Below are 24,566 nucleotides of genomic sequence, written 5' to 3' on the forward strand. Positions count from 1 at the left end.
GGAGTCTTTTATGGAAACATTCAGCATTCCTGGTTTTTGGTACACTGTTCCGGCAGCGTCAATCCTTGCCCTTGTAGCGGCATTCCTGTTCTTCAAATCCATGATGAAAATGGACGAAGGAACGCCGCGCATGATTGAAATTGCGGGTTATGTCCGCGAAGGGGCGCTCGCCTACCTCAAGCGACAATACAGGACCGTTTCGGTCGTATTCGCCATTCTGTTCCTTATTTTCGTGGTTCTAGCGTTTCTCGGAATCCAGAACCCCTTCGTTCCGGTCGCATTCCTCACCGGCGGTTTCTTTAGCGGGCTCTGCGGATTTTTAGGCATGAAAACGGCAACGCAGGCTAGTTCCAGAACGGCTGCCGGCGCAAGCAAGAGCCTGAACCAAGGACTCGTCACAGCATTCCGTTCCGGCGCGGTCATGGGCCTCATTGTCGTCGGTTTCGGCCTGCTTGACATTTCCATTTGGTTCTACCTTCTGAACTTCATTTACGACCATAATATTTTCGGCATGGGAGCCACCCTGGCAAGCAAGATTTCGATGGATTTTTCGGACAGCTTGATTACGAATTCCGCTTTCGGGCACGCCAAGATGGCCGAAGTGACAACCACCATGCTGACCTTTGGCATGGGAGCCTCGCTGCAGGCGCTCTTTGCCCGCGTTGGCGGGGGTATCTACACGAAGGCGGCCGATGTCGGCGCTGACTTGGTCGGTAAAGTCGAAGCGGGAATTCCCGAAGACGATCCGCGTAACCCCGCCACCATCGCCGACAACGTCGGCGATAACGTCGGAGACGTTGCGGGCATGGGCGCAGACCTCTACGAATCTTACTGCGGATCCATCTTGGCGACAGCGGCCCTCGGCGCGGCCCTTCCCGGCATGAGTATGCACCATGTCATCGCCCCGATGCTTGTCGCGGCAATAGGCATTGTTCTTTCGATTGTCGGCATTTTCATGGTGCGCACCAAAGATGACGCCAATACCAAATCCCTCTTGCACTCCCTTCTCGTCGGAACGCTCGGATCTTCGATTCTTATTCTTTTGGCGCTCCTTGTCTTTGTCAAATTGGGACTCATTTCGTGGGGCATTTTCGGATCTGTCGTCGCAGGCCTTGCCGCTGGCGTCATCATAGGACAGTTTACCGAGTTCTATACCTCCGACGCCTACAAGCCCACCCGCGCTATCGCTTCGCGCACGCAGATGGGCCCCGCCACGACCATCATCGAAGGCATTTCGGTCGGCATGTACTCCACCGCCCTCCCGGTAATCACTATCGTTCTCGGCATTCTCGCCTCCTTCGGTTTTGCGGGCGGTTTCGAAAACATTTCGCAGGGGCTTTACGGAGTCGGTTTCGCGGCCGTCGGTATGCTTTCGACCCTCGGCATCACGCTTTCAACAGACGCCTTCGGGCCCATTGCCGACAATGCGGGCGGTAACGCCGAAATGGCAGAACTTCCCAAGAAAGTCCGCGAACGTACCGACGAACTCGACATGCTCGGCAACACGACCGCAGCAACAGGCAAGGGTTTCGCCATCGGGTCTGCAGCCCTTACCGCCATGGCACTCCTCGCCTCCTATGTCGAAGAAATCAAGCTCTGGCTCGGCAAATTCGCCCACGACGGCGCATTCGAATTCGGCAACGTCACCTTCTTCAGCAGTTCTACCGCGCTTACTTCTGGAGCGACTACAAGCAACACTCACTGGCAAATTCTAGAAGGCGGCATCAAAGCCATCGCAAGCGACGGTTCGCTTGCAGCGCTCTCAATTGCAGACGCTTCGTTCGGCGATTTCATGAACGCATTCAACCTGAACCTGATGAACCCCATGCTTCTTGGCGGCCTCTTTATCGGCTGCATGATGGCCTTTGTCTTCTGCGCCATGACCATCAAGGCGGTCGGCCGCGCAGCCTCTTCCATGGTCAAGGAAGTCCGCCGCCAGTTCAAGGAAATTCCCGGCATCATGGAAGGAACGGGCAAGCCAGACTACGCCAAATGCGTTGAAATTTCGACTCACGGAGCCCAGCGCGAAATGCTCCTGCCGTCGCTCCTCGCTGTCATTGTTCCGGTGGTTGTTGGCCTGTTCATGGGAATCGCGGGCGTCTTCGGCCTGCTCGCCGGTGGGCTCGCTTGCGGATTCTCGCTCGCCTGCATGCTCAACAACGCAGGCGGTGCCTGGGACAACGCCAAGAAATATATTGAGAAAGGTAACTTCGGCGGGAAAGGCTCCGATTGTCACAAGGCAGGCGTTGTCGGCGATACCGTAGGCGACCCGTTCAAGGATACCGCAGGCCCCTCGCTGAACATCTTGATTAAACTGATGACAATGGTGAGTCTCGTTTTCGCAGGTGTCATTGTCGCGGTCGGCGGACTCTAGCCAAACGAACTCAAGCTTTATAGCACATAAAGCGCAAGTACGACAATAATTCCCGCAAAGAGCAGGAATACGGGCAACAGCAGCAACAGGCAAAGCAGCCCGATTTTCAGGTCATAAAAGAACATGCGCCAGCGACCGCGCTTGGTCTTGCATGTTTCTGCACGGCATTCCGGACAAATGTTCCCGACCTTGTTGCGGACGCGGATAGCAAGGTTGCTTTCTAGCGGGGACATCCCCACCTTGTCGTTAAATTCCTTGTTGCAAACGGAGCATGTGCACTGCATATCGGTAATATAGTAAATAGTAGGACAAATGCGTAAGGTGAGAGCCGCGGTCAAGTTTACTTGAACATGGCCGAGCCGAGCATTTGGTACTTGAGCGAAGCGAAAGTACAAGTAGACAGGAATTAAAGGGTTATTTCTTTACGGCAATCAAAATGGTGGAACAAAGGATCAAGATGATGCCCGCCATGATGCGTGTCGTCAGCGTTTCGGCAAAGACAGTCACGCCTATCGTCACTGCAGTCACGGGCTCCAGAGCGCCCAATATCGCCGTCGGCGTAGAACCCACGATACGCACCGCCTTCACCATGAAAATGAGCGAGAGCACCGTCGGCACAAGTCCCAGCATAAAGCCCCAGCCCCACGAACTTGCCTGCGTAAACACCGGCGGGAGGCCCGAACCGAGCGTCACGGAATAAAGCAGCAAAAACACAAGGCAGAAGCAAATGGCGTAAAAAGTCATCTTGACCGAACCCATCTGCAAGTTGATGCGATTTGCCATCACCATGTAAATGGCGTAACTGATGGACGACAGGAACACGAGCAGGCACCCCACCGTGCTGAGCGATGCGCCATCTCCCCCGCGGTACAAGAGGGCAATGCCCGCCATAGAAACCGCAATAGATACAACCGTCCAAATCTTGATTTTTTCCTTGAAGAAAACCGCCATGAGCACCGAGACTTCGAGCGGATAAAGGAACAAGAGCGTAGAGGCTAGCCCCGCATCCATGTACTTGAACGAGGCGTAATACGTGAGTGAACTCGCGGCAAACATGAAGCCGAACGCGACTAAGATGCGGAACTCGCGAAACGAAATTTTAAAGCGAGAACCCTTGGAAAGCATGACGAGCATCAGCAACAGCGCCGCCGTAAAGAATCGGTAAAAAAGCACCGTCTCGGGCGAATAGTTCTGTGCATACAAATGGAGCGCACCCAGCGGATTCGTGCCATAGCAAATAGCCGAAATGGCTGCAAAAATAAAACCCTTGAGAGAGGCAATCACACGATCAACCATATTCAATACCGATAAAATAGAAATAACATTATTAAAGATAGCAGACTACTTCTTTTTTTCTCAAAAAAACAAAAACCAACAACAAATGTAAAACAAAATTTTCTATCTTTGCGTCCCAAAAAACAGAACAAAGGAGAATAAGGTGAATTTTAAACACCTTTCAACAGCTGCATTGTGCGCAGCATTTGCAATCAGTGTTACATCTTGTAGCAACGAAGAAACTATCACTAACGACAACCTCAGTATCGTCAGTTCCCTAGATCCAGAAGACTGTAACGACAAAACCGAAGGAACCATGAACTTCGTGAAGCCCAAAGCCACGATGTACATCTGTTCCGAAGGCGAATGGATTGCCATGAACGACCAGGAAGCCATCCAGTATCGCTGCGAATCCAAGGAATTAAAGGACAAGTCCGGCTTTGCCATTATTTGCGACGGCGATACCATCGGAATTATCAATAACGGCAAAGACGGCGCAGACGGTAAAAACGGCATCGATGGCAAGGATGGTACCGACGGTACGAACGGCTCCAATGGCACGAATGGTAAAAACGGTACGAACGGTACTAACGGTAAGGACGGCATAAGCGCTGATACCGCAGCCATCAACCAGTCCATTAAAGACGCTTTGAGCGGTTTTTCCAGCAAAAACCAAACGGAAATTGACGAGGCCATCAAGAGCCTGAGCAGCGCCTCTACACAAAGTCTGAAGGACATCGAAGACGCCCTCAAGAACTTGAGCTCTGCAACGGACAAGTTCGGCGAAGATATCGACAACAGGTTCAACGACGCCTACAGTAGCTGGAATGCAGAACTTGAAAACAAGTCTTGCGCCATCGTCAATACGGAACGCAACGACGAAACGGCTATCATCACCGTGACAATCCGTTGCGGCGAAGCCGAAACCAAGATGGAAATCCCGTTCATGCCCGTGAACGAGAACCTCGCCAAGGTGTACAAGAAGCATGTTGTCGTGCGTTTCCCGGTGCAGGCCAATAAAGAAACAAAAACCGATGACATCTACGAGGAAATCTGGAAGAACCTCAAGGGTGGCGACAATGCAGAACTTACCGTGACGGACCTTGACGAAAAGTTCGCCCCGAGCGGCAAGGTGTTTATGCAGGACTTGTTCGCCTCTGCCAATAAATCCTTTGTGACAATCGAAGAAACTAACGAAAAGACGGTGGAATACAAGGTTGCACGCCTCGAAGGGGATCTCGACATCACGAACCTTACGACCCCGGTTGTGAAGTTCCGTGTCAAGCTGAACTTGACCAACAACGCTTTCGGCGCCTTTGGCGGATTTGGCTCGAACGCAACGGATGTCATTTACAACGCCTATGCAGACTTGTCCGATGCGTCCGATACGGTTGTCATCGACTTCTTGACCGACTACAAGGCCGCCCGCGTAAAGAAGTTGGTTGACGATGGTAACGGTTTTGGTGTTGCAAACGAGCAGGCAAACAAGGAACTTGCCGGTGCCCTTTATTTGGAAAACAGCGAAGAATATCCGTCTTTCGAACATTATGCCCCCGATCAGATTGGCCTGGCCGAAAACTTCAACAGCATCGTGTGGGTAATGGCCCTCATTGACCAAAAGGACAAGACTCCGGGTTTTAACTCGGTCTATAACGCTTTCCGCAATGTCTTTGCCGAAAACGGCAACTTTAACACCGCCGTCAATACGACTTACGCAGGCAAGGAACACAGCATGTTCTTTGTAGACTACCTCGCTTTGCTTATTGACGCAAACTTCTTCAAGTGGAACCAAATGCAGCATGGCGACTCCACTGCTGAAACGAATGTCTGGAGTGGTACGGATGCCGTCTATTACAAGATTTTGCAGAATGGATTTGTGGAAGCCTATAAGCTTAAAGTCGAAGACGCAAAGGATTTCAATGATCCGTCTGGCTATAGCAGCAAGGTATATAAGTCTGATGTCAAAGGGGGATATTTCCATTACTTTGAATATATCGAAAACGAACAAGGTTGGTATCCTGTAACACTTTGGGCTGCAGGTGTTGCAACGGTGGAAAAAGTTTGCGATGCTGACGCTGTTAATTCGACCTTCTTCTATAGCTTTGAAGGTCTTGATGATAATGCCGTTTGTGTATGCAACGATGAAAACTGTGGCTGGCAATATACTGACAATGTATGCTTGGGCCGAAACAAAGGCGATAAGGGATCGGCGTTCTTTGACGGGAAAATTCAAGAGTATGAGTGCGAATGTAATTCTTCTACTTGCGATGATCTTGTGCCTGGTATTCCGAGCTCTTCGAGCTCTTCCGGTGAATCGAGCTCTTCCGGTGAATATTCTGAACAGGACGGCATGACCCCGGAAGAACTGGCCAACAATCCGGAATCCAAGCTTTACCTCGGTGAATGCAGCGCTACTGTAGACGAAGGCAAAGAAAAGCTGTTCGACATCAGGAATGCGGAACTTGCCACGACAACGAGCAAAAAGACCTTTGTATGCGACGGCTCCAAATGGAGAGAGAAAGATGATCATGACGAGAAATATGGAACATGCTCAAAAGCCGTGATGGAAAAGGGAGTCGTCAAGGAAGAAAATGGTTCCGAACATTATAAGTGCGATTACCTTGATAAACAGGAAAAATACGAATGGGTTTCTACAGCTAAAGTTGACTTTGATTTACGTAAAGCTTGCCATTATGGCTATGTCAATGAAAAAGTGGTTACTGAATCCGGTTATGAATATGTTTGTGAAGAAAATTCTGAATATACAGACAACGACGGTAACCATATCCATGAATGGCGTGAACTTAGCTTTGAGGATATCTATGGCGAATGCGATGAAGATAAGATGAAAAAACAAACCAAAGTAGCTGTTTACGAAGGGAAAAAATACAAGTGTAACTACATTTCTGGAGGTTATTCCAGCGGATACTCTTGGGTTAAGGCTAGCGATTTGGATGAAAACGCAACGCTTGGAATTTGCACGAGAAATCGAAAAAAAGATGCCGCTATAGTCGGTGACGCATACTATGAATGTCTTAGTAATGGTAACGCAGAAGGAATCCCCGTAAGTTCTTCCTCCACAGATTGGCTAGAAATTGATGAAAATGAGTACCTTAACGCCAAGTTTGGTTATTGCGATACCGATAGAGGTAATACTAAAAACATTGCAGACATTAAGAGCGAAACCCTCAAGGATGGCGAAAGCCACAGTTTCAAGTGCTCTATAGCTAAAGAAGTCGTAAATGACTATGGTAAGTGGGTTGACGCCTCCACAGACATTGCTCTCGACCAGATTTGCAACAGAGATAACGAAGATGCAACTGTTACCAAAGAAAGCGTAATCTATGTCTGTGCGTACAAGGATGAATCATCCATGTATCAGTGGATTACTTCTGATGAGTACTGCGAAACTCATGGTGAAAATTTGACTTACGGTGGGTATCTTGACTATCCGTTTAGTTCTTCTAGTATGTCTCACTGTGGTGGACGTCTTGAATGTCAAACGGAAACCGACAAGAAAATCTGCTATGTCGGTACCGAGTCTTTCGTCAAATTGGATAGCGCGTGGCAATCTGTGGCAGAATATTGCGATAAACATTCTACAGGTTACGCCTGTGAATTTCCAAAACACGTAGGTGATGATTTGGAGGCATCAACTCTTAAGTATTACGAACAAACGGAATACTATGTAAATACAGAACAAGGTTATAAGAAAGCAAAAACTGCAGAAGAATATTGCAATGCGTTTAACCCGAATCATGATGGGTTCTGCGTATTTGAATTTGGCATTTATAAGTATTACGAAAGTTCCAGGAAATGGATCCTTACCGGTTTGTACTAGAACATGAAAACATCCCCGCAAATGCGGGGATGTTTTTTATAAGAGAAAAGCTCGGACGAACCGAGCAAAAGATTAAATTGCAAATTTAGTCGCGTCGGCGAGCTGCACACTCGCGATGCGAGAAATACCCTTGATTTCCTGCGTCACACCGTAGAGCATGTCGGCTTCGGCCATGGTACGCTTGTTATGCGTCACCACGATGAACAAGGTCTGCTTGCTGAATTCGCGGAGCAGCGCCATAAAGCGGCCCACGTTAGCGTCATCGAGCGGGCCGTCGACTTCGTCCAGCACGCAGTACGGCGACGGCTTTTCCATGTAGATGGCGAACAGCAAGGCCGTTGCAGTCAGGGCGTGTTCACCACCGGAAAGCGCCTTGATACCGCGCATCTTCTTACCCGTCGGGCGCACGTTGATTTCGATGTCGGCGTCGAGGATATCCATGGGCTTGCCCATTTCGTCCACCTTTTCGACAAGGCTCATCTTGGTTTCGCCGTTCAGGAACAGCTTACTGAACACGAACTGGAAGTTTTTCTGGATGCGGGCAAACGTATCGAGGTAACGGCTGCGGGCAATGTCGTCGAGCTTGGTGATGGTGCGGTCGAGCGAGGCGCGTGCGCGATCCAAGTCGTCGAACTGCGCTTCGACTTCCAGAAGACGCTTCTTTTCGTCTTCGTAATCTTCCATCACGTTCACGTTGATGGGGCCAAGTTCCTTAATCTTTCCGCGGAGTTCGCGGATTTCACGATCGGCTTCGGGCTGCGAATACTCGACGCGTTCCACGTCTTCGGGGTTCGCAAGGTCAACGCTGTATTCGTTGGTGATACGTTCGGTGAGGCGGTCAAGGTTTGCCTGCAAGGCTTCCTGCCTGCGGCCCACATCGTTCAATTCCTTCATCTTCTCGATCATGTCGTCGCGGAGGCGGTTGACTTCGCTACGCCATTCTTCGAGGTCGCCCGAAACAAGTTCGTACTTTTCGCGGGCTAGGTCGCGCTGGTTTTCCAGTTCGCGCAAGGCGGAATCCTTGCTCTGCACCTGGTCAGCGACTCCCCTGCCGTCTTCCTCGTTTTTCTGGATGGCGGCCTGGTTCTTTTCAATTTCTGCCTTACGGCCCTGAATCGCGTTTTCCAGGAATTCCACCTGTTCGGCGATGTAGTTCAGGCGGTTCGTATTCTGCGTGAGCTTTGCAGTCTTGTCCTGAGCGCTGCGCTCCAGTTCGCGGACATCTTCTTCCTTTTCGCGGAACATCGTATCCTGTTCGCTAAGTTCGTCGTTCACGCGGGAATATTCTTCTTCGATCTTTTCGAGAGAAGCCTGGGCGTCCATGAGTTCCTGGTCGCTGTTCTTAGAGGCTTCCGCCGCCTGAATCTTGGATTCGGCGTTCTGCATTTCGCCCTGCAACTGCGCAAGTCTGCGGTCGCAGCCGGCGATAATGTTATTCTGGATCGAAATGCCGGCGTTGCCGCCGCGCTTCATGTCTTCTTTTTCGCGGATTTCGTCGACCAACGAGGCAAGCATCTGCGTGTCTTCGTCGACCAAATCCTGCAAGCGGCCAATTTCTTCTTCGGCCTGAGCCACTTCGAGGTTTACGCCTTCCAACAGGCTGTTCGCCTCGGCAATTTCGTTCTTGCGACTGAGCGTTCCGGAAGTCGCCGTACCGCTGCTCATCAGGCCGCTCGTACGCACAATGCCTTCGGGCGCCACAAAGCAGAGGTCTTCGCCGCGCATGGCTCGCGCAAGGCGCACCGCCGTCGAGAGAGAATCTACGACAAAGTAACGAGAAAGCAGCGCCTTGAGCCAGCCTGCAATCTGTTCGTCGGCAGTCACGTAATCTTTAAGGCAACCCGTTACACCGTCGCCCTGGAGCGTGCCGGAATAGGGTTCAGCACCGGCACCCACCAGCGCGAGCACCGCCTTGCCGACGTTTTCGCCCTTCATGGCATCCACCGCGGCAATCGCCGCGTCATCCGAGGCAACGACCACGGCATCCATCAAGTCACCGAGGGCGGCCTCCACCTGCGCTGCATATTCGGGAGCAGCTTCGATACGTTCCGACAGGAGCCCGCCCACCAGGTCCGCCTTATGCTCCATGAGCCAGCGGCTAGCGTCAGTGCCCTCGTTGGCAACGCTCTGTAAAACGTCAATTCTAGAGGTGAGCCTTGCCACCTCGTTCTTCAGTTCCTGCAGTTTCTTCTGGGCTTCGAGCAAGTCGGCGCGTTCGGCATCGAGTCGCTCTTCGCGCGTCGAGCGCTGTTCCGTGAGGCGCTCCAGGTCGGCATCGGCGGCTTCAAGGCCAGCGTTAATATCGGCCAAGGCCGATTCGGCGCTCGCCTTCTGCGACTGCACCTGTTCCATTTCGCTACGCCACTTGGCGAGGTTCGCCTGCAACAGCCCCGATTCGGCGTCCATACGCTCGAAACGGCTCTTGAGGGAGTTCACCTGGTTCGTCTTCTGCAGGCGTTCGTTCGCAAGTTCCCTTGACTGGGTACGCAGGTCATCCACTTTGTCGCGCATGACCTGTAAAATTTCGCGTTCGCGTTCCAGCAGCGCGTTCATTTCGTCCACGTCGCTGTCGGAACTGAGCACCGCATTTTCTTCTTCCAAACGGGCGCGTTCAGAAAGGAGTTCCTGCACCTTGCCCGTGTTGCGGTCAATTTCTTCCTGGGACTTTTCGTTCGCGGCTTCCAAGTTCGAAATCACGTCGCGAATGCGGCCCATGCTGTTATTCAAGTCGTTGAGCTCGATGGTCGCCTTCTGCACCTCGCGTTCCAGGTCGCGGTAGGCGTTTTCGTCTTCGGCAATCAACAGCTTCTTTTCGTCAATCTTTGCCTGCAACACCGTCGCATTCGTCTTCGAATTTTCCACATCGTGGTTCAGACGGCGGGTCGCGGTATCGAGGGTAGCAAGCCCCTCTTTCATGTCGTCAAACTTGTCGATACTGACCGAGAGGTCCAGTTCGCGCAGGCGCTTGCTGAGGCGCTTAAATTCGTTGACCTTTTCGGCCTGGGTTTCGTACAGCTTTACGGAACGGCGCACGCTGCGCAGGTTGTCTTCGACACGTTCCATGTCCATCTGCACGCGTTCAAGCTGGCGGCGGGTTTCCTTGCGCTGTTGCTTGTACTTGCTCACGCCGGCGGCTTCTTCGAACAGCACGCGGCGGTCGTCGGCCTTGTCAGAAAGAACCGCCTTGATCATGTCGGCGTTCATCTGCGAATAGGTGCTGGAACCGAGACCCGAGTCAAAAAGCAAGGCATGCACATCGCGCAGGCGGCATTCCTGGTTGTTAATCAGGTATTCGCCCGAACCGTCACGATGCACGCGGCGGGTCACAATCACTTCGGAATATTCAGAATTCAGGGTGCCGTCGCTGTTATCGATGACAATAGAAACTTCGGCAAGGCTCATGGCGGCACGTTCTTCGGTACCGCTAAAAATCACGTCCTGCATCTTGCTCATACGGAGCGATGCAGCCTTCTGTTCGCCCAGAACCCAGCGGATAGCGTCGGTAATGTTCGACTTACCGCACCCGTTCGGACCCACCACGGCGGTGAGACCCTTCGTCGGGAAGTTGATTTCGGTCCTCTGGGCAAAGGACTTAAAGCCAAAAATCTTTAGTTTTGTAATCTGCACTTCAAGGCGAAAGATAAAAATGATTTTCTCTATAAATGGGCAAAAACAAGCAAAAAAGCCCAAAAACGGAGTTCGTTCATAAGAGTATTCCAACTTGGACTATCTTTTCAGTAAAAAAATGAAAATATTATCATTTAATAAATATATTAGGATACAAAGGATTACTTTATTCATGAGACTAACTTTTGCAATCATCTATTCCGTACTTATCGTCCTTCTGGTAATTTTCGGAATGATTTCGCGACGTTCGAAAAAGACCGTCGCTTTATCTGTTTCTTATCTCGAATACTCATTTATCATTCCAATTGTCGGAAACCTGATCCTTGTTCTTTCTAAAAACGAACTTTTGTCCACCCTTGGTAGCTACACTTACTTCATCGGCATGGACCTGATGTCATTCACGCTATTCGACTTCACGTTATCCTACTGCAACATTTCTTTTAACGCTCACCGCAAAAAGTGCTATATCTTATACACGATTCTCACCCTGGACATTATCCAATTCTTCTTTAACCCCTTCTTCGGGCACGCCTTTGGCATGGAAGCCATTATGGTAGACGGTTCGCCCTACTACAGGCTCGTTCCTTATATTGGGCAGAACATTCACCGCATCGTCGTCTATATTGCATTCATCACCTGCCTGGCTATTTTCCTAATCAAGGCCATACGGGTTCCCCGCATTTACGCCGAAAAATACTACGTCATCCTCTTTACCATGATCTTGGCAGGTTTGGGGCAGTCCTACTATATTTTCTCCAGAACACCCATCGATCGTTCGATGCTCGCCCTCGCCGTTTGTGCCTTTTTCGTCTTTTATTTTTCGCTATTCTACAGGCCGTTCAGGCTTTTGGACCGAATGCTTGCAAATATCGCCTCCAAAATACCGGAATCCGTCTTGTTCTTTGACGCCGGTAACCGATGCATTTGGGTGAATGAAAACGCAAGCAGCCTGTTGCAAATCAACTCCGACAAACTCGACAGCGTCCACCACCGCCTAGCCGCCATGTTCGACGACCTCGGCGAAGGAATGGACGACTGGTCCTCGAAGCAGTCTATCGGTTCGGGCAAAAGTGCACGATTCTTCGCTCTTAAAAAGCATAATGTAATAGAGCCCAACGGCAAGAAGATCGGATCATTCCTCACTATCCTGGACAACACCCCGGAAGTCCATCGCCAGCAACAGGAAATCTACGAAGCCACCCACGACAAGCTCACGGGACTGTTCACCAAGGAACACTTGTTCAACGTCATCAAGAACAGGATCACAAACGACAAGGACTCATCCTATTCCATCGCCTACTTTGATATCAAAGACTTCAAAATGGTCAACGACATCTTCGGTAAAGACGTCGGCGACAGCGTACTCGTGAGAGTCGCAAACTGGATCAGAGAAAACGCATGTGACGACTGGAGCTACGGGCGCATTGGAGGTGACGCATTCGGAATCTGCTTCCCAACAGACACAGTCAGTCTGCCGAAAGTCGAACAAAAACTTTCCTCATTTACGATTTCCAACGGTTCAATCGACCAGCATATTTTGATGCACGTAGGCATTTACAATGTGATAGACCCAAACGTAGACGTATCGATCATGTTCGACCGTGCGCACCTCGCCCAAACAAGCATCAAGAACGAATACAACACACATATCGCCATATACGACGACAAAATGCGTGACCAGGTGCTTTGGAGCCAGAAAATTTCTGCGGAACTCGAAGGAGCCCTCAAGCAACGCCATATCGTACCTTACTTGCAGCCCATCGTAGATATAAACGGCTCTATCATCGGGGCCGAGGCCTTGGTTCGTTGGCTTCACCCCACTGAAGGATTCCTCCCTCCGTTCACGTTTATTCCCACATTCGAAAAGAACGGCATGATCGCCGAAGTGGACAAGTACATTTGGCGCTGCGCCTGCGAGATTCTGTCTTCTTGGACTGACGAAAAAGCGAAGCTCTTTATTTCGGTGAATATTTCGCCCAAGGACTTCTACTTCATGGATGTCTACGCAGAAATCAAGAACTTGGTAGACGAATTCAAGATCGACCCCTCGCGCCTGCGAATCGAAATCACCGAAACCGTGATGATGACTGACGCCGAAAGCCGTATAGCCATTTTGAGCAAGTTCCGCGAATCCGGATTCATTGTAGAAATGGACGATTTCGGAAGCGGTTATTCTTCGCTGAACCAGCTCAAGGACATGCCGCTCGACGTCCTGAAAATCGACATGAAGTTCTTGAGCAAGGCCCAAGACAACAACAAGGCAGAAACCATTCTGCGCAATATACTCAGACTTTCCAACGACTTAGGACTTTTCTCGCTTACCGAAGGCGTAGAAACCGAAGATCAGTACAAGAAATTGAGCGATATGGGTTGTAATTTGTTCCAGGGTTACTATTTCGCCAAGCCCATATCCATTACAGATTATGAAAAACTCTATAACGACCAAAAAAGCACCAGATAGATGAATTTGTTCGTATAAAACAAATTAAATAACTTTTAGAACAGAAAAATGTAACAAACAAATTTACTTTATTAGTCTATATTCTTCTCATAGAACAAAGTAAAAAACATCTATGAGTAAGATTTTATCGTTTACGTTTCTTTTCTTGGCTACAGGGCTTTTGGTACTCCAACTGTTTGTTGGAAACTATATTCTGCTTGATCTTTTAGCTACATTTTTAATCATCATTGCCATTTTACGCATTGAAAAACTTCAGCAAGAAGCTTCGGTTGCCAAAGAAAAGGTTATCAAACGCCAGCAGGAAATCTACAACGTCACCCACGACAAGCTGACCGGATTATATACCAAGGAAGCTCTTTTTCAAAAAATCAAGGACACCATCGCCAAGAACCCCGATGTGCAATATTGGGTTGCTTATTTTGATATCAAGGACTTTAAAATCGTCAACGACATCTTCGGCAGCGACATGGGCGACAGCGTATTGCTGAAAGTAGCCTCCTGGCTTCGCGAAAATTCAACAAAGGAATGGGTCTTTGGGCGCCTGGGCGGTGACGATTTCGGCATTTGCCTGCCGGCTGGGGACGCGAACTTGCAACAACTGGAACGCCGCTTTTCCCGCTACGTTATTTCTAACGGTTCCATCGAGCACCGCATTTTGATGCACATGGGCATCTACAAGATTACCGAGCGAAACATCGGCGTATCGATCATGTTCGACCGTGCTCAACTCGCCCTCACCTCTGTCAAGAACGAATACAACAAGCACATCGCCTTTTACGATGACAAAATGCGCAACCAGGTGATGTGGGACCAGATGATTTCTGCCCAAATCGAAAAAGCGATCGAAGAAAAACAGGTGCGCCCCTACCTGCAACCCATTGTCGACAGTAACGGGACTATTATCGGAGCCGAAGCACTTATCCGCTGGGACCACCCAAAGAAAGGCTTCTTGCACCCCGAAGCTTTTATTCCGACATTCGAAAAAAACGGCATGATTGCCGACCTGGACAAGTATATTTGGCGAAGCGCCTGCGAAATACTTTCTACCTGGACCGGAGAAAAATCCCACCTGTTTATTTCTATCAATATTTCGCCGAAAGATTTCCTGTTCATGGACGTTTTCGCCGAAGTCAACGCATTGATCGAAGAATTCAAAATTGAACCTTCACGTCTGCGCATTGAAATTACCGAAACCGTGATGATGACCGAAGTGGAAAACCGCATGGCCATCCTAAATCGTTTCCGCGAATCGGGATTTATCGTCGAGATGGACGACTTTGGTAGCGGCTATTCTTCGCTGAACCAGCTCAAGGACATGCCGCTCGATGTCCTGAAAATCGACATGAAGTTCTTAAGCAGTTCCAAGAACAGTCAAAAGGCAGAAATCATCTTGCGCAACGTACTCAAGCTCTCGGGCGATTTGGGACTTTCGTCGCTTACCGAAGGTGTGGAAACCGAAGACCAGTACAACATGCTGAGTCAAATGGGCTGCAACCTGTTCCAAGGCTACTTCTTTGCAAAGCCCATGACCGTGGACGAATTTGAAAAAATCTGCGAACCTAAAGTCGCCTAGCCGACTATTTGATTAGCGGAATCTGTAATGCAAGCCGTCGGTGCTATCCGTAAGCACCATGTACTCGCTTCCGCCCTCAAGCTCGATATTGTCGAACCGGAAAGAAGATTCGGTCGTATTGACTTGCATCGTGAAGGTTCCAACCCAGTCCGCTTCGTACACGAGACTCTTTCCGCCAGCTGGGATCGTATCTTGAATCCAAATCCTGTAAGCAGAGCCGTCTTCAGAAACAATACCGATTTCGACAATCGTCTGACTAGTCCTGTTTTCTACCTGGAGTCTTGTGGTGGAATCCACGGCCCAATGCGTAAGGCAGCCCGAAAGCATGGCACAGCAAGAAACCATTCCTGCAAGCAAAGACACTTTTTTCATTGCCGCTTTCATTAGTTACCTCCTTCAGCAGAGCCCGTATTTTCCGCCTTTTCGTAACGGATTCCCTTGGCTTCAATCGTCTTGGGAGCACCCTTGCCAGCACCTATCGGAGTAATTTCGCCGGAATCCGTTTTCTTGTCGTACTGTTTGATGATATCGGTTTCCATCGGTGCACTGCGAGCGGCACCGCGATTGAACAGCCAGCCATCAATCGTCGTCAAGTTAAACTTGAATTCCACAAGGAAGGTTCCCTTCGCGCCAAAGAAGTTGTCGTAATCGTAAGCGGCATTGTAGGCAAAACGGGCAAACAGCAAGTCGATTGCACCACCCCATAACCAATCGTCTTCAACTTCCACTCTATCTTCTTCAACCTTCCTCTTGTCACGACGCAGGCATGTCGCCTCGAAACCGATCATGCGGGAAGGGTCCGGGTAAAACTTGAGGGCTGCGCTGTGGAACCAGCTATCGCTCATCAAATCTGCCGAAACTTCGGCATAAAGCTGCTGGGCATACAAGTTCTGCTCCCAGGTAATTCGCATAGAATCTAAATCGCTTTCGTCGTCGGTATTGTACATGGAAAGCGACACGTTCGGCAAGTACGTAAGCGGGCCGGACTTTCGGCCACCGTAAATAGCGCGGCTTTCCAAGTCAAGCGAAACACGGAACAGACGCCAATCGGTGCGGTAGAAATTCGCCTGGGCGCTCAACTTGCTAAAGCGCAAATGAGCCCAGCTGTAAGCCAGGGAGTCGCTTTCGTACGGGTAAATCTTGCCGCGATGTTCCAGATTCTGGTGCTGCATACCGGCTGCAAGAGTCCAATTCATACGGGCATCTGTAAAGGTTAAGCCCCAGGTAACAACCGAGCGTTGCAGGCCGAAATCGTTATACTGCGGGAAAAGGAAGAAGTCTTCGCCATCCCAGCCGGAACGGTCAAACCAGAGGAGCGCACCCATGTGGCGGTTTTTAGCCACTTCGCCTGCGCCAAAGGCCGCAAAATGATGATTGAAAGCAAAGCCGTCGTGTTCGCCATACAGACTTTCCAAGGGCAACTGTTCACGGCTCGGCGTATAGTAAAATCCAAAGTCGATATAGCCGCCTCGCCCACCGCGCATAATATCGCTGATTTCGGAAAGGTGACGGTCGCGAGTCACCGCTCCGTCGTTGGCGAGGGCGTATGGCTTGATGCCGTCGGCCAAAACAACCCCGACAAGCACAAGCGAAATCAAAGCGGACTTCAATACAAACTGCATACGTGAAATGTAGTAAAAATGTGTGATGTGTAATGTGTGATGTGGAATGAGAGAATCTCACATTTAGCATTGCCAGTTATAGTTCTAGTTTATAACGCTTATTGCTATATTTGGACGCATGAATGAACAGGAAAAGGCATTAATTGCTGCGTGGAGCAGCCACCCCCGCGAATGGGAAAACAACACCTGGGTGTACCCGGTGATTAGCCGTCGTGCAGGCGGTCTTTCTTTGGGCATCAACTTAAACCCCGACCACCACTGTTCTTTTTCATGCGCCTATTGCCAGAGCGGCCCGCAAGAGGGCCACAAGCGCATTCCCGTCGACATCGATGCCGTGGAACGCGAACTGCGCAATTTTCTCAACTACTACGAATCGGGTGAATTTTTCAAGTGCAAGGCATTCGAAAACGTACCCGAGCAGAACAAGCAACTCAAGGACATTTGCCTTTCGGGCGACGGCGAATCCACAATCGTCAAGGAATTCCCGGAAATTTGCCAGCGTATGCGCAAAATTCAAGAGGAATACACGCCAAAGCTAGGTGCTTTTAAGTTGCGTCTCATAACAAACGCTAGCCATCTCGAAAGCCCTGCGGTAGAACTTGGGCTTTCTCACCTGCTGGCAAGTGAAGGCGAAATCTGGGCAAAGCTTGACGCCGGCACCGAAAAATGGTTCAAGAAAATGAACCGTTCTCCCCTGCATTTATCCAAGATTTTAGACAACCTAACTAAGACGATCAAGATTTATCCGATTTGCATCCAGACCATGCTCTGCGACTTGCAAGGCGAAATTCCGAGTGACCAGGAAATCGAGCGCTACATCGAAAACCTGGCTGCTATTCATTCCGCAAGCCCGGACCACCTTGTTGAAATCCAGCTGTACACAGTTATCCGCGACACCTTGCTAAAGGGCATAGAACCCTTGCCCAAGGAATTCCTGGAAAGCGTCAAAACAAAAATCACCGACGCATTGCCGGTGAAAGTAAGATGCTTTTAATTGATAAAAATTAAATCAGTTCGTCTGGCGGCAAGTGGTCGACACTTTCCGGTTCCTGGTAGCAAGTTTCAGGTACCTGAACCTGCATCTGGAAGTAGGCCTTGTGTGCGGCAATCACCTTTTCACGGGCAAAGGCGGCATTCTGCCATTCGCCAATCTGAACGTCCTTGCCTTCCAGTTCCTTGTAGTTCTGGAAGAAGTTACGCGTAATGCGCAGAAACATCTGGTCCACATCGGTAATGTCCTTGATCGGGCGCGGATTGAACACGGGCACGCCCAAGACCTTATAGTCCTTGCGACCGCCGTCGGTCATGTCAAGCGCACCAATCACGCGGCAGGTGCAAACCGTCCCCGTCATCATCGAAGCCGGGCTATAAATCAGCATATCGATAGCGTCGCCATCGTCAGCCTTGGTACTCGGGATAAAGCCATAAGTACAGGGATAGCTCATGGAACTGAGCAAGCAGCGGTCCAGGCGGAACACATGCAGGCGTTCATCATATTCGTACTTGAGGTTAGTGTCCTTGCCGATTTCCACGACGCAGTCCACTTCAAACGGGTACTTGCGACCAATCGGAAGATCCAGATAGTTAATTGCCATTTATACTCCAAAAGGCCCACTTTGAGCCCATATTATCTTTTTATTATAAATATGAGTCCTAATTTAGTATTTATTAGAAATTTGTAAAGGGTTGTTTACTTTATTTGCGTCGGAAATGGTCATCTACTGCGCCAGCGAGATGTCGAAACCTTTTCAATCATGCCAAAGAAGAACTTGGGTTTCCCCCTATCGGGACTATACCCCACCTCGAAACGCAAGCGGTCTACCGCAGGCACCACTAGATGAACGCCGCCGTAAACGGCTCCTTCGTAATTTTCCCAACCAGGGCGGCCAGAATCCCACAACAGGCTACCGTCAAAGCCAGCCACCAGTTGCAGACCATAGAAGAAATTCACGCCCGCGATACTCGCCGGCTGACGGTCTAGCAAGATAAAGCGTTCTTCCAAGTTGAGCAAAGCCTCATGCACGCCCAAGCGTTCGCCATCGGCATAACGGCCTCGATAACTATTCACGCCACCATGCGAAAAATAATCATAGAATTCCACATCACCCGGGCGGTAGCGCACCAGCGCCGTCGCCCCCGTCACAAAGCGACTCACCGTATAATAGGCTCGGGCATCCGTCAGGAGCTCCCAGAAGTTTTCGCCCCCCATCCCCTTGCAGCTAGAATCTTCCTCAACAAGGCAATTGGAATCGCTATCGTCGCCTTCGCCTACGTGAGTAAGCATGTATTCAAAGTAAACTCCCTTGCGGGTATCCAACTTAGAGTCGCGGTAATCAAAGGCAAATCCCATCCCCAGTTCCGGCAAGAAGGCGGCATCTTGCAAGTCGCGGCCAGCCGCAGTCCACAAAAGCGAAAGGTGCGGTAAAATCTTGTAGTCCAAATCAAGATCCACCAAGATGCTCTTTTCTTCAAAATCGTGAATATCGTCGTAACTGTCGGTCACGAGGAATTCAAAATTCCAGCCGAGCGGGAGCCCGAACAAATAAGGCGAACTGACATAAACCGCATATTCATTCTTGTCGAAAAGCGGATCCAGGGCCGTACGATACTGGACCTCGGCACGGATATCTTCGCCAAGCACATTCAGGTTCGCAAGCGCAACGCCAAGCATCAGGCCGTCGCGGTCAGTCGTTTTACCTGCCGGAGCGGGAATCCAACGGAAGATTTCCACGAACGAGTATGTCAGAGTTCCGCCATCACACCTAGCCGAGACACTCGTAAACAAGTCCAGGTCTTGCAGGCGGCGCTTTTCAAGTTCAAACTTTTCGGCAGAGAACGTCTCCCCCGCCTTATTCAACAGTTCGCGATCCACCACGCGTTTCTTGGTATGCTCCAGTCCTTCGTACTGAATAGACGAAATGACCGTACCATCAGGACAAGCCGCAACATCAGCAAAGGCTGCGCCCGAAAAAAGCGCCGTTACAGCACATGTAAAAAGACATCGTTTCAAAAGACTTAACACAAATACGAATATAGAAAAAACTCCGAGCCGGGGCCCCTCCCGCATAAATCATTTATTTTTCTATATTTTCTTTCGTAAAGAAAAGAGGTTTTTATGTTAGATTTTCTCGCCAACTATTGGCCATTCATTGTTGCCCTTGTCCTGATCGTGCTCGGCGTGTTCGCTTTCCGCGGTGTCCGCAAGGCTCTCAAGGAAGGCGGTGGTGCATTCAGCCTTGAAACCATCAAGAAGAACACCGAACCCAACTTTGCCGCCCTCAAGCAGAAGTCCCGCGCCCTCTTGGCCGATGCCGACATGATTTGCGAAGTCAAGGAAGGCTCACACCTCGTGGTTCCCAAGAAAGAAGACCTCAAGTTCTTCCGCCGCGCTGTGTCCCAGAAGTACAAGCTCGCCATGTTCCTGGTGCCCGGCACCAACAAGGTCGCCTATTTCTTCTGCAAGACCGAACAGGGCCTGCGTCGCCGTATTGACAACCTGGTCATCAACCAGAAGTTCCACGAAGGCAAAAAGCCTTACAACGACGTTGCCACTGGCGAAAAGCTCAAGTTTCCGCGTTAATTTTCCTTGCAATATCAAGACTTAGCACTCGCCGAAGAAGAAGGCAAACTGGAAGCCGCGATAGCGGCTTCTCGCAATTTATTGATTGAAGCGCCGACCGGCTCGGGCAAGTCGCTATTCATCCCCTACTTTTTAAGCAAGCATTGCAAGGGCCGCGTGGTCGTATTGCAGCCCCGCCGCATTGCGGCGCTCGCACTCGCGCAGTTCTCGGCAAAACTCCACGGAGAGCCCTGCGGCAAGACCGTCGGCTACCAGTTCAGGCAAGACAGCTGCAAAAGCGCAGACACGCGCATTCTTTTCCAGACCTACGGTAACTTTCTGCAAGAGCTCTTGCACGGCAAGCTGGACGCCGACTGGATTGTGTTCGACGAACACCACGAACGCAAAGCCGACATGGACTTGTTGTTCGCGTACTTCAGGCGAGAGAAGAGTGTCATCCTGAGCGAAGCCCGTCAGGGCGAAGTCGAAGGATCTAAGCCTAAAGGCCCACGTGTGAGCCAGAGCGACCAAGCGGAAGCTGGTCGTGAAGGCGAGAGTGAGGCGATATCACATTGCTTTAGTAACAATAGAGCCGAACGGCCTCGTATCGCAGTGATGTCGGCGGCGTTGAACCGTTCCGAACTCGAAACGGTTCTCGGCGTCAAGTGTCTGAGTCTCGGTCACCCGCTCTACCCCGTGCAAATTATCAACCAAACACCTGCCACGGGGAATTCGCTTGTTTCGGGTGTTGGACTTGACGCCGAAGTGGTGCGGGCGCTCCGTACACTTTACCGCAACAACATCTGGCAGACCACGCTGGTATTTTTACCGGGTAAAGCAGAAATCGCCCGCTGCCACACCGCCGCCGCCGAAGCATTAGGCAACAACTGTGCCGAATTCCTGGAACTCTACGGAGGCCAAGACCGCGAAACGCAAGACCGCATCTTTGAAGTCACCGAACGCCCGCGCGTGATTTTCACCACGAACATCGCCGAAACATCCATCACCGTCCCGAATGTAACGGGCGTTGTCGATAGCGGCATCGAACGTGTAAGCATCTACGACGACAGCGAAAAGGTGAACGTCCTGCGCACGCTTCCCATTTCGATGCAGAATGCGATTCAGCGCAGCGGCCGTAGCGGCCGAACGCAGAACGGCTGCGCGATTCGCCTCTGGAGCGAAGAATCCGAAAAGCGCATGCCGCAAGGAATTGTCCCCGAAATCTTGCAGATTGAACCTTCGGAATTGATTCTGCAGAAAGCAGCGTTGGAATTAGACGAGAGAGGGGCATGGATCGAGTTGCCGACGGCGATTCCGGAAGCCCGCGAAAAGACGGCGACAGCACTCCTTGAAAATTTCGGGATGCTTCAGGACAGCGCCATCACCGAACTTGGCCTCAAGGCTATCCGCATGCCCGTTTCCAGCATTCCGCTCGCGCTGCTCCTTGCATCGGCAAAAAACAAAGAAGACCTTCCCGACTTGCTCCTCGCCGCGCTCGCCTGGATTCATTCCGGCACCGAATTTTTGCAAAAGTCCAAAGTCGCCTACGACATTCTAACGCTTGCAAGCGACACGCTTTCTAAAAGCCGCGACATTCCCCGCGAAGTCAGCTTTACGCTCCGGCAACTGCGGGATTACCGCGAAAAAATTGCAAGCCCCACACCCCAAAGGTGCGAAGCACCGACCTCAGACCTCATAGCGCATAGCCTTCTCAAGGCTTTCCCGGACAGGCTCGCTACTCCGAGCGGTAACGCCTACAAGCTCGCCAACCAGAACGTGATTCGCCTGCAAGTTGCAGAACCGCCTTATGCGATTCTCGCCCTCAGCATGCTCCGTACCGGCGGCGGTAGCAAATCGGAACTTAAAGTTAATTTATACGCACCTATCGCCAAGGAACTTCTCGGCGGCGAGAGTGCCAAGACCCGCTACGAACTCTTGTGGCGCAGCGGTCAAGAAAGATTCATCGGTGTCGAAATCAGCGAATCCGAAAACGCCGACGGCTCCACTACCGAACTTTCCCGCAAAGAAATCCTCACACAAGAAGCTTCGCCTAAAGTTCTTGAAGAACTCAAGAAGCTTACCGTTGATGCCTGGCGCGAAAAAATCGAGAAAGAAAACTGGAGCGGCAAGTTCCTGACCGAAGCCGTGCAAACGCAGCTCATCAAAATGCGTCTTGCAGCCAAGCTCTATCCGGAATACGGCCTTCCCGAATTCAACGAAGAAGACATGGAACTCATCTTCGATGAATTCGCAGACGGCAAGTTCCTGCTCCGCGACATTAACGAAGACCGTTACAGGAGCATTGTCGAAGAATACTTTGGCAAGTCCATGCTGCAATGGCTCGGAAAAACATTCCCCGACCACTACATGCTCCCGAACGGCAAACGCGCCCGCTACAGCTATCAAGAAGTCGCAGTCAGTGACGATGGAAAATCCGTGCAAAGCATTGAAGGCGTTCTTGTGGAAATCTCGGCCCGCATCGAAGACTTGATGCAGCTCCGCGGCGAGCACAGAATCGCTGACGGCAAACTAAAAGTCCGGTACGACATTCTGGCACCGAACTTCCGCACGATTCAAAAGACATGGGACTTGACCGGATTCTGGCAGAACACCTACGCCGAGGTGCGCAAGGAACTGCGAGGCCGCTACCCCAAGCACCCGTGGCCCGAATCAGTTATTTGATTGTATAAATCGTCAGGGTCTTGCTGTATTCATAGCCGACGACAAGTAATGCTTGGCCTTTCATCGGGCTATTTTCAGCAGGAATGAAGAGAATTCCTTCGGGGCCGCGGTCTAGCGGATCCAAATAGTAATCCACCAGCTTAGGCGCTTCCGGGTCCGTAATATCGAACACCGCTACACCGCTCGTACGTTCCAAGCCTACAAAAGCGTAGCGACGTCTATCGACCTCACCCACGGTCACATTCTCGGGTTCGCAGCCCTTATCCGAACTGCGCTTGTCCATCTTCGCCTTGCCTTTCTTGGAATTCCAGTTAAAGTATTCCGGCGCAATTTTTGCCAAAACACGTTCAAACATTTCTCCGGAATCCCAGAGCAGTTTTCCCGTTTCGCCGTCAAAAATGCTCACGGAGCGAGAACCGAACGTATAGGCGTAAGGACACTTGCCGTTATGGGTACGGTACTTACCCTCATCGCAACGCTCCAGCGCGCTGACAGAAAGATCCTTCAAATCTGTCGTTATCTTTTCCGTAAACACGGTTTCATCCAAACGGCCCTGTGCCACAAGTTCCTGCACGCTCGTTACATCGGTCCACGCCTTGTAATCATTGACAGGAGCACCTTCGTTTGCCGTCAGCACAAAGTGTCTGTCGCCTGCCGTAAAAGCGGCAATGCCATCAGGCTGGCGAAGCCCACGCAGCGGGTAATAATTCTTGATATCAATCTTTCCGTCGCTCACGGCATCAATTGCAAAACCGTTTCTGGAATGGTCTACAAAACCCAGCGGGAACACCTTCTTGATTTTCTTGGCCGGCACATCGATGATTGCCATGGCGTTATTTTCTTGCAGGCTCACCCACGCCAGTTTGGAATCGTCAGAAACCGTAATGTATTCCGGTTCCAGTGATTTCAGAAAGCCCTGATTTCCGGGAGCACGTACGCCAGCATTCTTAAGTCTATTCGTGTCGAGATGATCAAATCCTGCCACCGCAAATTCCGCAGTTTTCCACGATTCGGCGTCCGCCTTAGCAACTGTCAAGAATCCAATACCGCCATCAGGGTCTACCGCGAAATCCGTACTCGGCGAGCCTTCGCAGGCCACCAGCAAGTTCTTGCCATCGGGCGTAAACTTGATCATGTCCGGCTGGCTGCAGACCGTATACAATCCAAGCTCTTCAAGTTTGTCTGTATAACGCATCACCTGTACTTGGCCATTGCGCCATTCTTCGACTTCAAGCATGCTAACCGCGACCAAGTCGCCATGAACCGTCACGCTAGAGGCATTACCCGGAATCTGTACTTCAGAAATCTTTTTGGCTTCGCTCGGATTGCTCAAGTCCACCACTTCGACGACATTAGCATCACCTACGACAAACAGTTTTTTCTTGGCAGGCATATAAGCCGAAATTTCTGCCGTAGACATTTTAGTCGTCGAAAGCGGTTTAAGCGTATGCCCCCACTGGAACGGTCCGGCGGGCACTGCATTTTTAGCAAAACAAAAGCCTGCGCACAAAAGCAGGCTTGCACTCAAAAGAATCTTATTCATTCACTCCTC

Annotated in this window: 15 protein-coding genes; 7 read left to right on the plus strand and 8 right to left on the minus strand. The window is 50.6% G+C overall.

Annotation, left to right across the window (positions count from 1 at the left end; genetic code table 11):
- Positions 1–10 precede the first annotated feature (10 nt).
- Positions 11–2,374, plus strand: coding sequence for a sodium-translocating pyrophosphatase (locus tag B9Y58_RS06855; protein ID WP_073055002.1), 2,364 nt, complete (start codon positions 11–13; stop codon positions 2,372–2,374).
- Positions 2,375–2,391: 17 nt separating this feature from the next.
- Here the strand turns inward: B9Y58_RS06855 and B9Y58_RS06860 are convergent, their stop codons facing one another.
- A complete protein-coding gene (locus B9Y58_RS06860; RefSeq protein ID WP_073055000.1) occupies positions 2,392–2,658 on the minus strand; it encodes a hypothetical protein in 267 nt (88 codons plus the stop codon).
- Between the two features lie 130 nt (positions 2,659–2,788).
- Positions 2,789–3,670 carry a DMT family transporter gene (locus tag B9Y58_RS06865; RefSeq protein WP_073054998.1) on the minus strand — a complete coding sequence of 294 codons (882 nt, stop codon included), beginning with the start codon at positions 3,668–3,670 and terminating at the stop codon, positions 2,789–2,791.
- Between the two features lie 142 nt (positions 3,671–3,812).
- On the opposite strand from B9Y58_RS06865, the gene B9Y58_RS06870 reads away from it, so the two are divergent.
- On the plus strand, positions 3,813–7,490 hold the full coding sequence (locus tag B9Y58_RS06870) for a hypothetical protein (protein WP_233247877.1): 3,678 nt from the start codon (positions 3,813–3,815) through the stop codon (positions 7,488–7,490).
- A 72-nt stretch (positions 7,491–7,562) separates the two neighbouring features.
- On the opposite strand, the gene smc is transcribed toward B9Y58_RS06870, so the two are convergent.
- Entirely contained in the window at positions 7,563–11,117 is a 3,555-nt protein-coding gene (smc, locus tag B9Y58_RS06880) for a chromosome segregation protein SMC (protein WP_073055206.1), read from the minus strand.
- A 172-nt stretch (positions 11,118–11,289) separates the two neighbouring features.
- Between smc and B9Y58_RS06885 the strand changes: the two genes are divergently transcribed.
- Both B9Y58_RS06885 and B9Y58_RS06890 read left to right on the plus strand, forming a co-directional pair.
- Positions 11,290–13,578, plus strand: coding sequence for a GGDEF and EAL domain-containing protein (locus tag B9Y58_RS06885; protein WP_073054994.1), 2,289 nt, complete (start codon positions 11,290–11,292; stop codon positions 13,576–13,578).
- Positions 13,579–13,690: 112 nt separating this feature from the next.
- Complete coding sequence (locus B9Y58_RS06890; RefSeq protein WP_073054992.1) at positions 13,691–15,151, plus strand: putative bifunctional diguanylate cyclase/phosphodiesterase; 1,461 nt, start codon at positions 13,691–13,693, stop codon at positions 15,149–15,151.
- Between the two features lie 12 nt (positions 15,152–15,163).
- Here the strand turns inward: B9Y58_RS06890 and B9Y58_RS06895 are convergent, their stop codons facing one another.
- Both B9Y58_RS06895 and B9Y58_RS06900 read right to left on the minus strand, forming a co-directional pair.
- Complete coding sequence (locus B9Y58_RS06895) at positions 15,164–15,535, minus strand: hypothetical protein (RefSeq protein WP_073054990.1); 372 nt, start codon at positions 15,533–15,535, stop codon at positions 15,164–15,166.
- On the minus strand, positions 15,535–16,773 hold the full coding sequence (locus B9Y58_RS06900) for a hypothetical protein (protein WP_073054988.1): 1,239 nt from the start codon (positions 16,771–16,773) through the stop codon (positions 15,535–15,537). Before B9Y58_RS06900 ends, B9Y58_RS06895 begins: the two co-directional genes overlap by 1 nt.
- A gap of 118 nt (positions 16,774–16,891) precedes the next feature.
- On the opposite strand from B9Y58_RS06900, the gene B9Y58_RS06905 reads away from it, so the two are divergent.
- The gene (locus B9Y58_RS06905; RefSeq protein ID WP_073054986.1) at positions 16,892–17,767 is read left to right on the plus strand and encodes a radical SAM protein; all 876 of its coding nucleotides are present in this window, start codon (positions 16,892–16,894) and stop codon (positions 17,765–17,767) included.
- Positions 17,768–17,777: 10 nt separating this feature from the next.
- On the opposite strand, the gene B9Y58_RS06910 is transcribed toward B9Y58_RS06905, so the two are convergent.
- Positions 17,778–18,368 (minus strand): inorganic diphosphatase, encoded by a 591-nt coding sequence (locus B9Y58_RS06910; protein ID WP_073054984.1) that lies wholly within the window; start codon positions 18,366–18,368, stop codon positions 17,778–17,780.
- 119 nt (positions 18,369–18,487) lie between these two features.
- Positions 18,488–19,783 (minus strand): BamA/TamA family outer membrane protein, encoded by a 1,296-nt coding sequence (locus B9Y58_RS06915; RefSeq protein WP_073054982.1) that lies wholly within the window; start codon positions 19,781–19,783, stop codon positions 18,488–18,490.
- A gap of 105 nt (positions 19,784–19,888) precedes the next feature.
- Between B9Y58_RS06915 and B9Y58_RS06920 the strand changes: the two genes are divergently transcribed.
- Together B9Y58_RS06920 and B9Y58_RS06925 are read left to right on the plus strand one after the other, a co-directional pair.
- A complete protein-coding gene (locus B9Y58_RS06920; protein ID WP_072978211.1) occupies positions 19,889–20,353 on the plus strand; it encodes a hypothetical protein in 465 nt (154 codons plus the stop codon).
- 6 nt (positions 20,354–20,359) lie between these two features.
- Positions 20,360–23,014 (plus strand): ATP-dependent helicase C-terminal domain-containing protein, encoded by a 2,655-nt coding sequence (locus B9Y58_RS06925; RefSeq protein WP_085534861.1) that lies wholly within the window; start codon positions 20,360–20,362, stop codon positions 23,012–23,014.
- On the opposite strand, the gene B9Y58_RS06930 is transcribed toward B9Y58_RS06925, so the two are convergent.
- The gene (locus B9Y58_RS06930) at positions 23,007–24,557 is read right to left on the minus strand and encodes a choice-of-anchor I family protein (RefSeq protein ID WP_085534862.1); all 1,551 of its coding nucleotides are present in this window, start codon (positions 24,555–24,557) and stop codon (positions 23,007–23,009) included. The genes B9Y58_RS06925 and B9Y58_RS06930 overlap by 8 nt on opposite strands.
- Between the last annotated feature and the right edge of the window lie 9 nt (positions 24,558–24,566).

This window comes from Fibrobacter sp. UWB15 (assembly GCF_900177705.1).
Taxonomy (GTDB): Bacteria; Fibrobacterota; Fibrobacteria; order Fibrobacterales; family Fibrobacteraceae; genus Fibrobacter.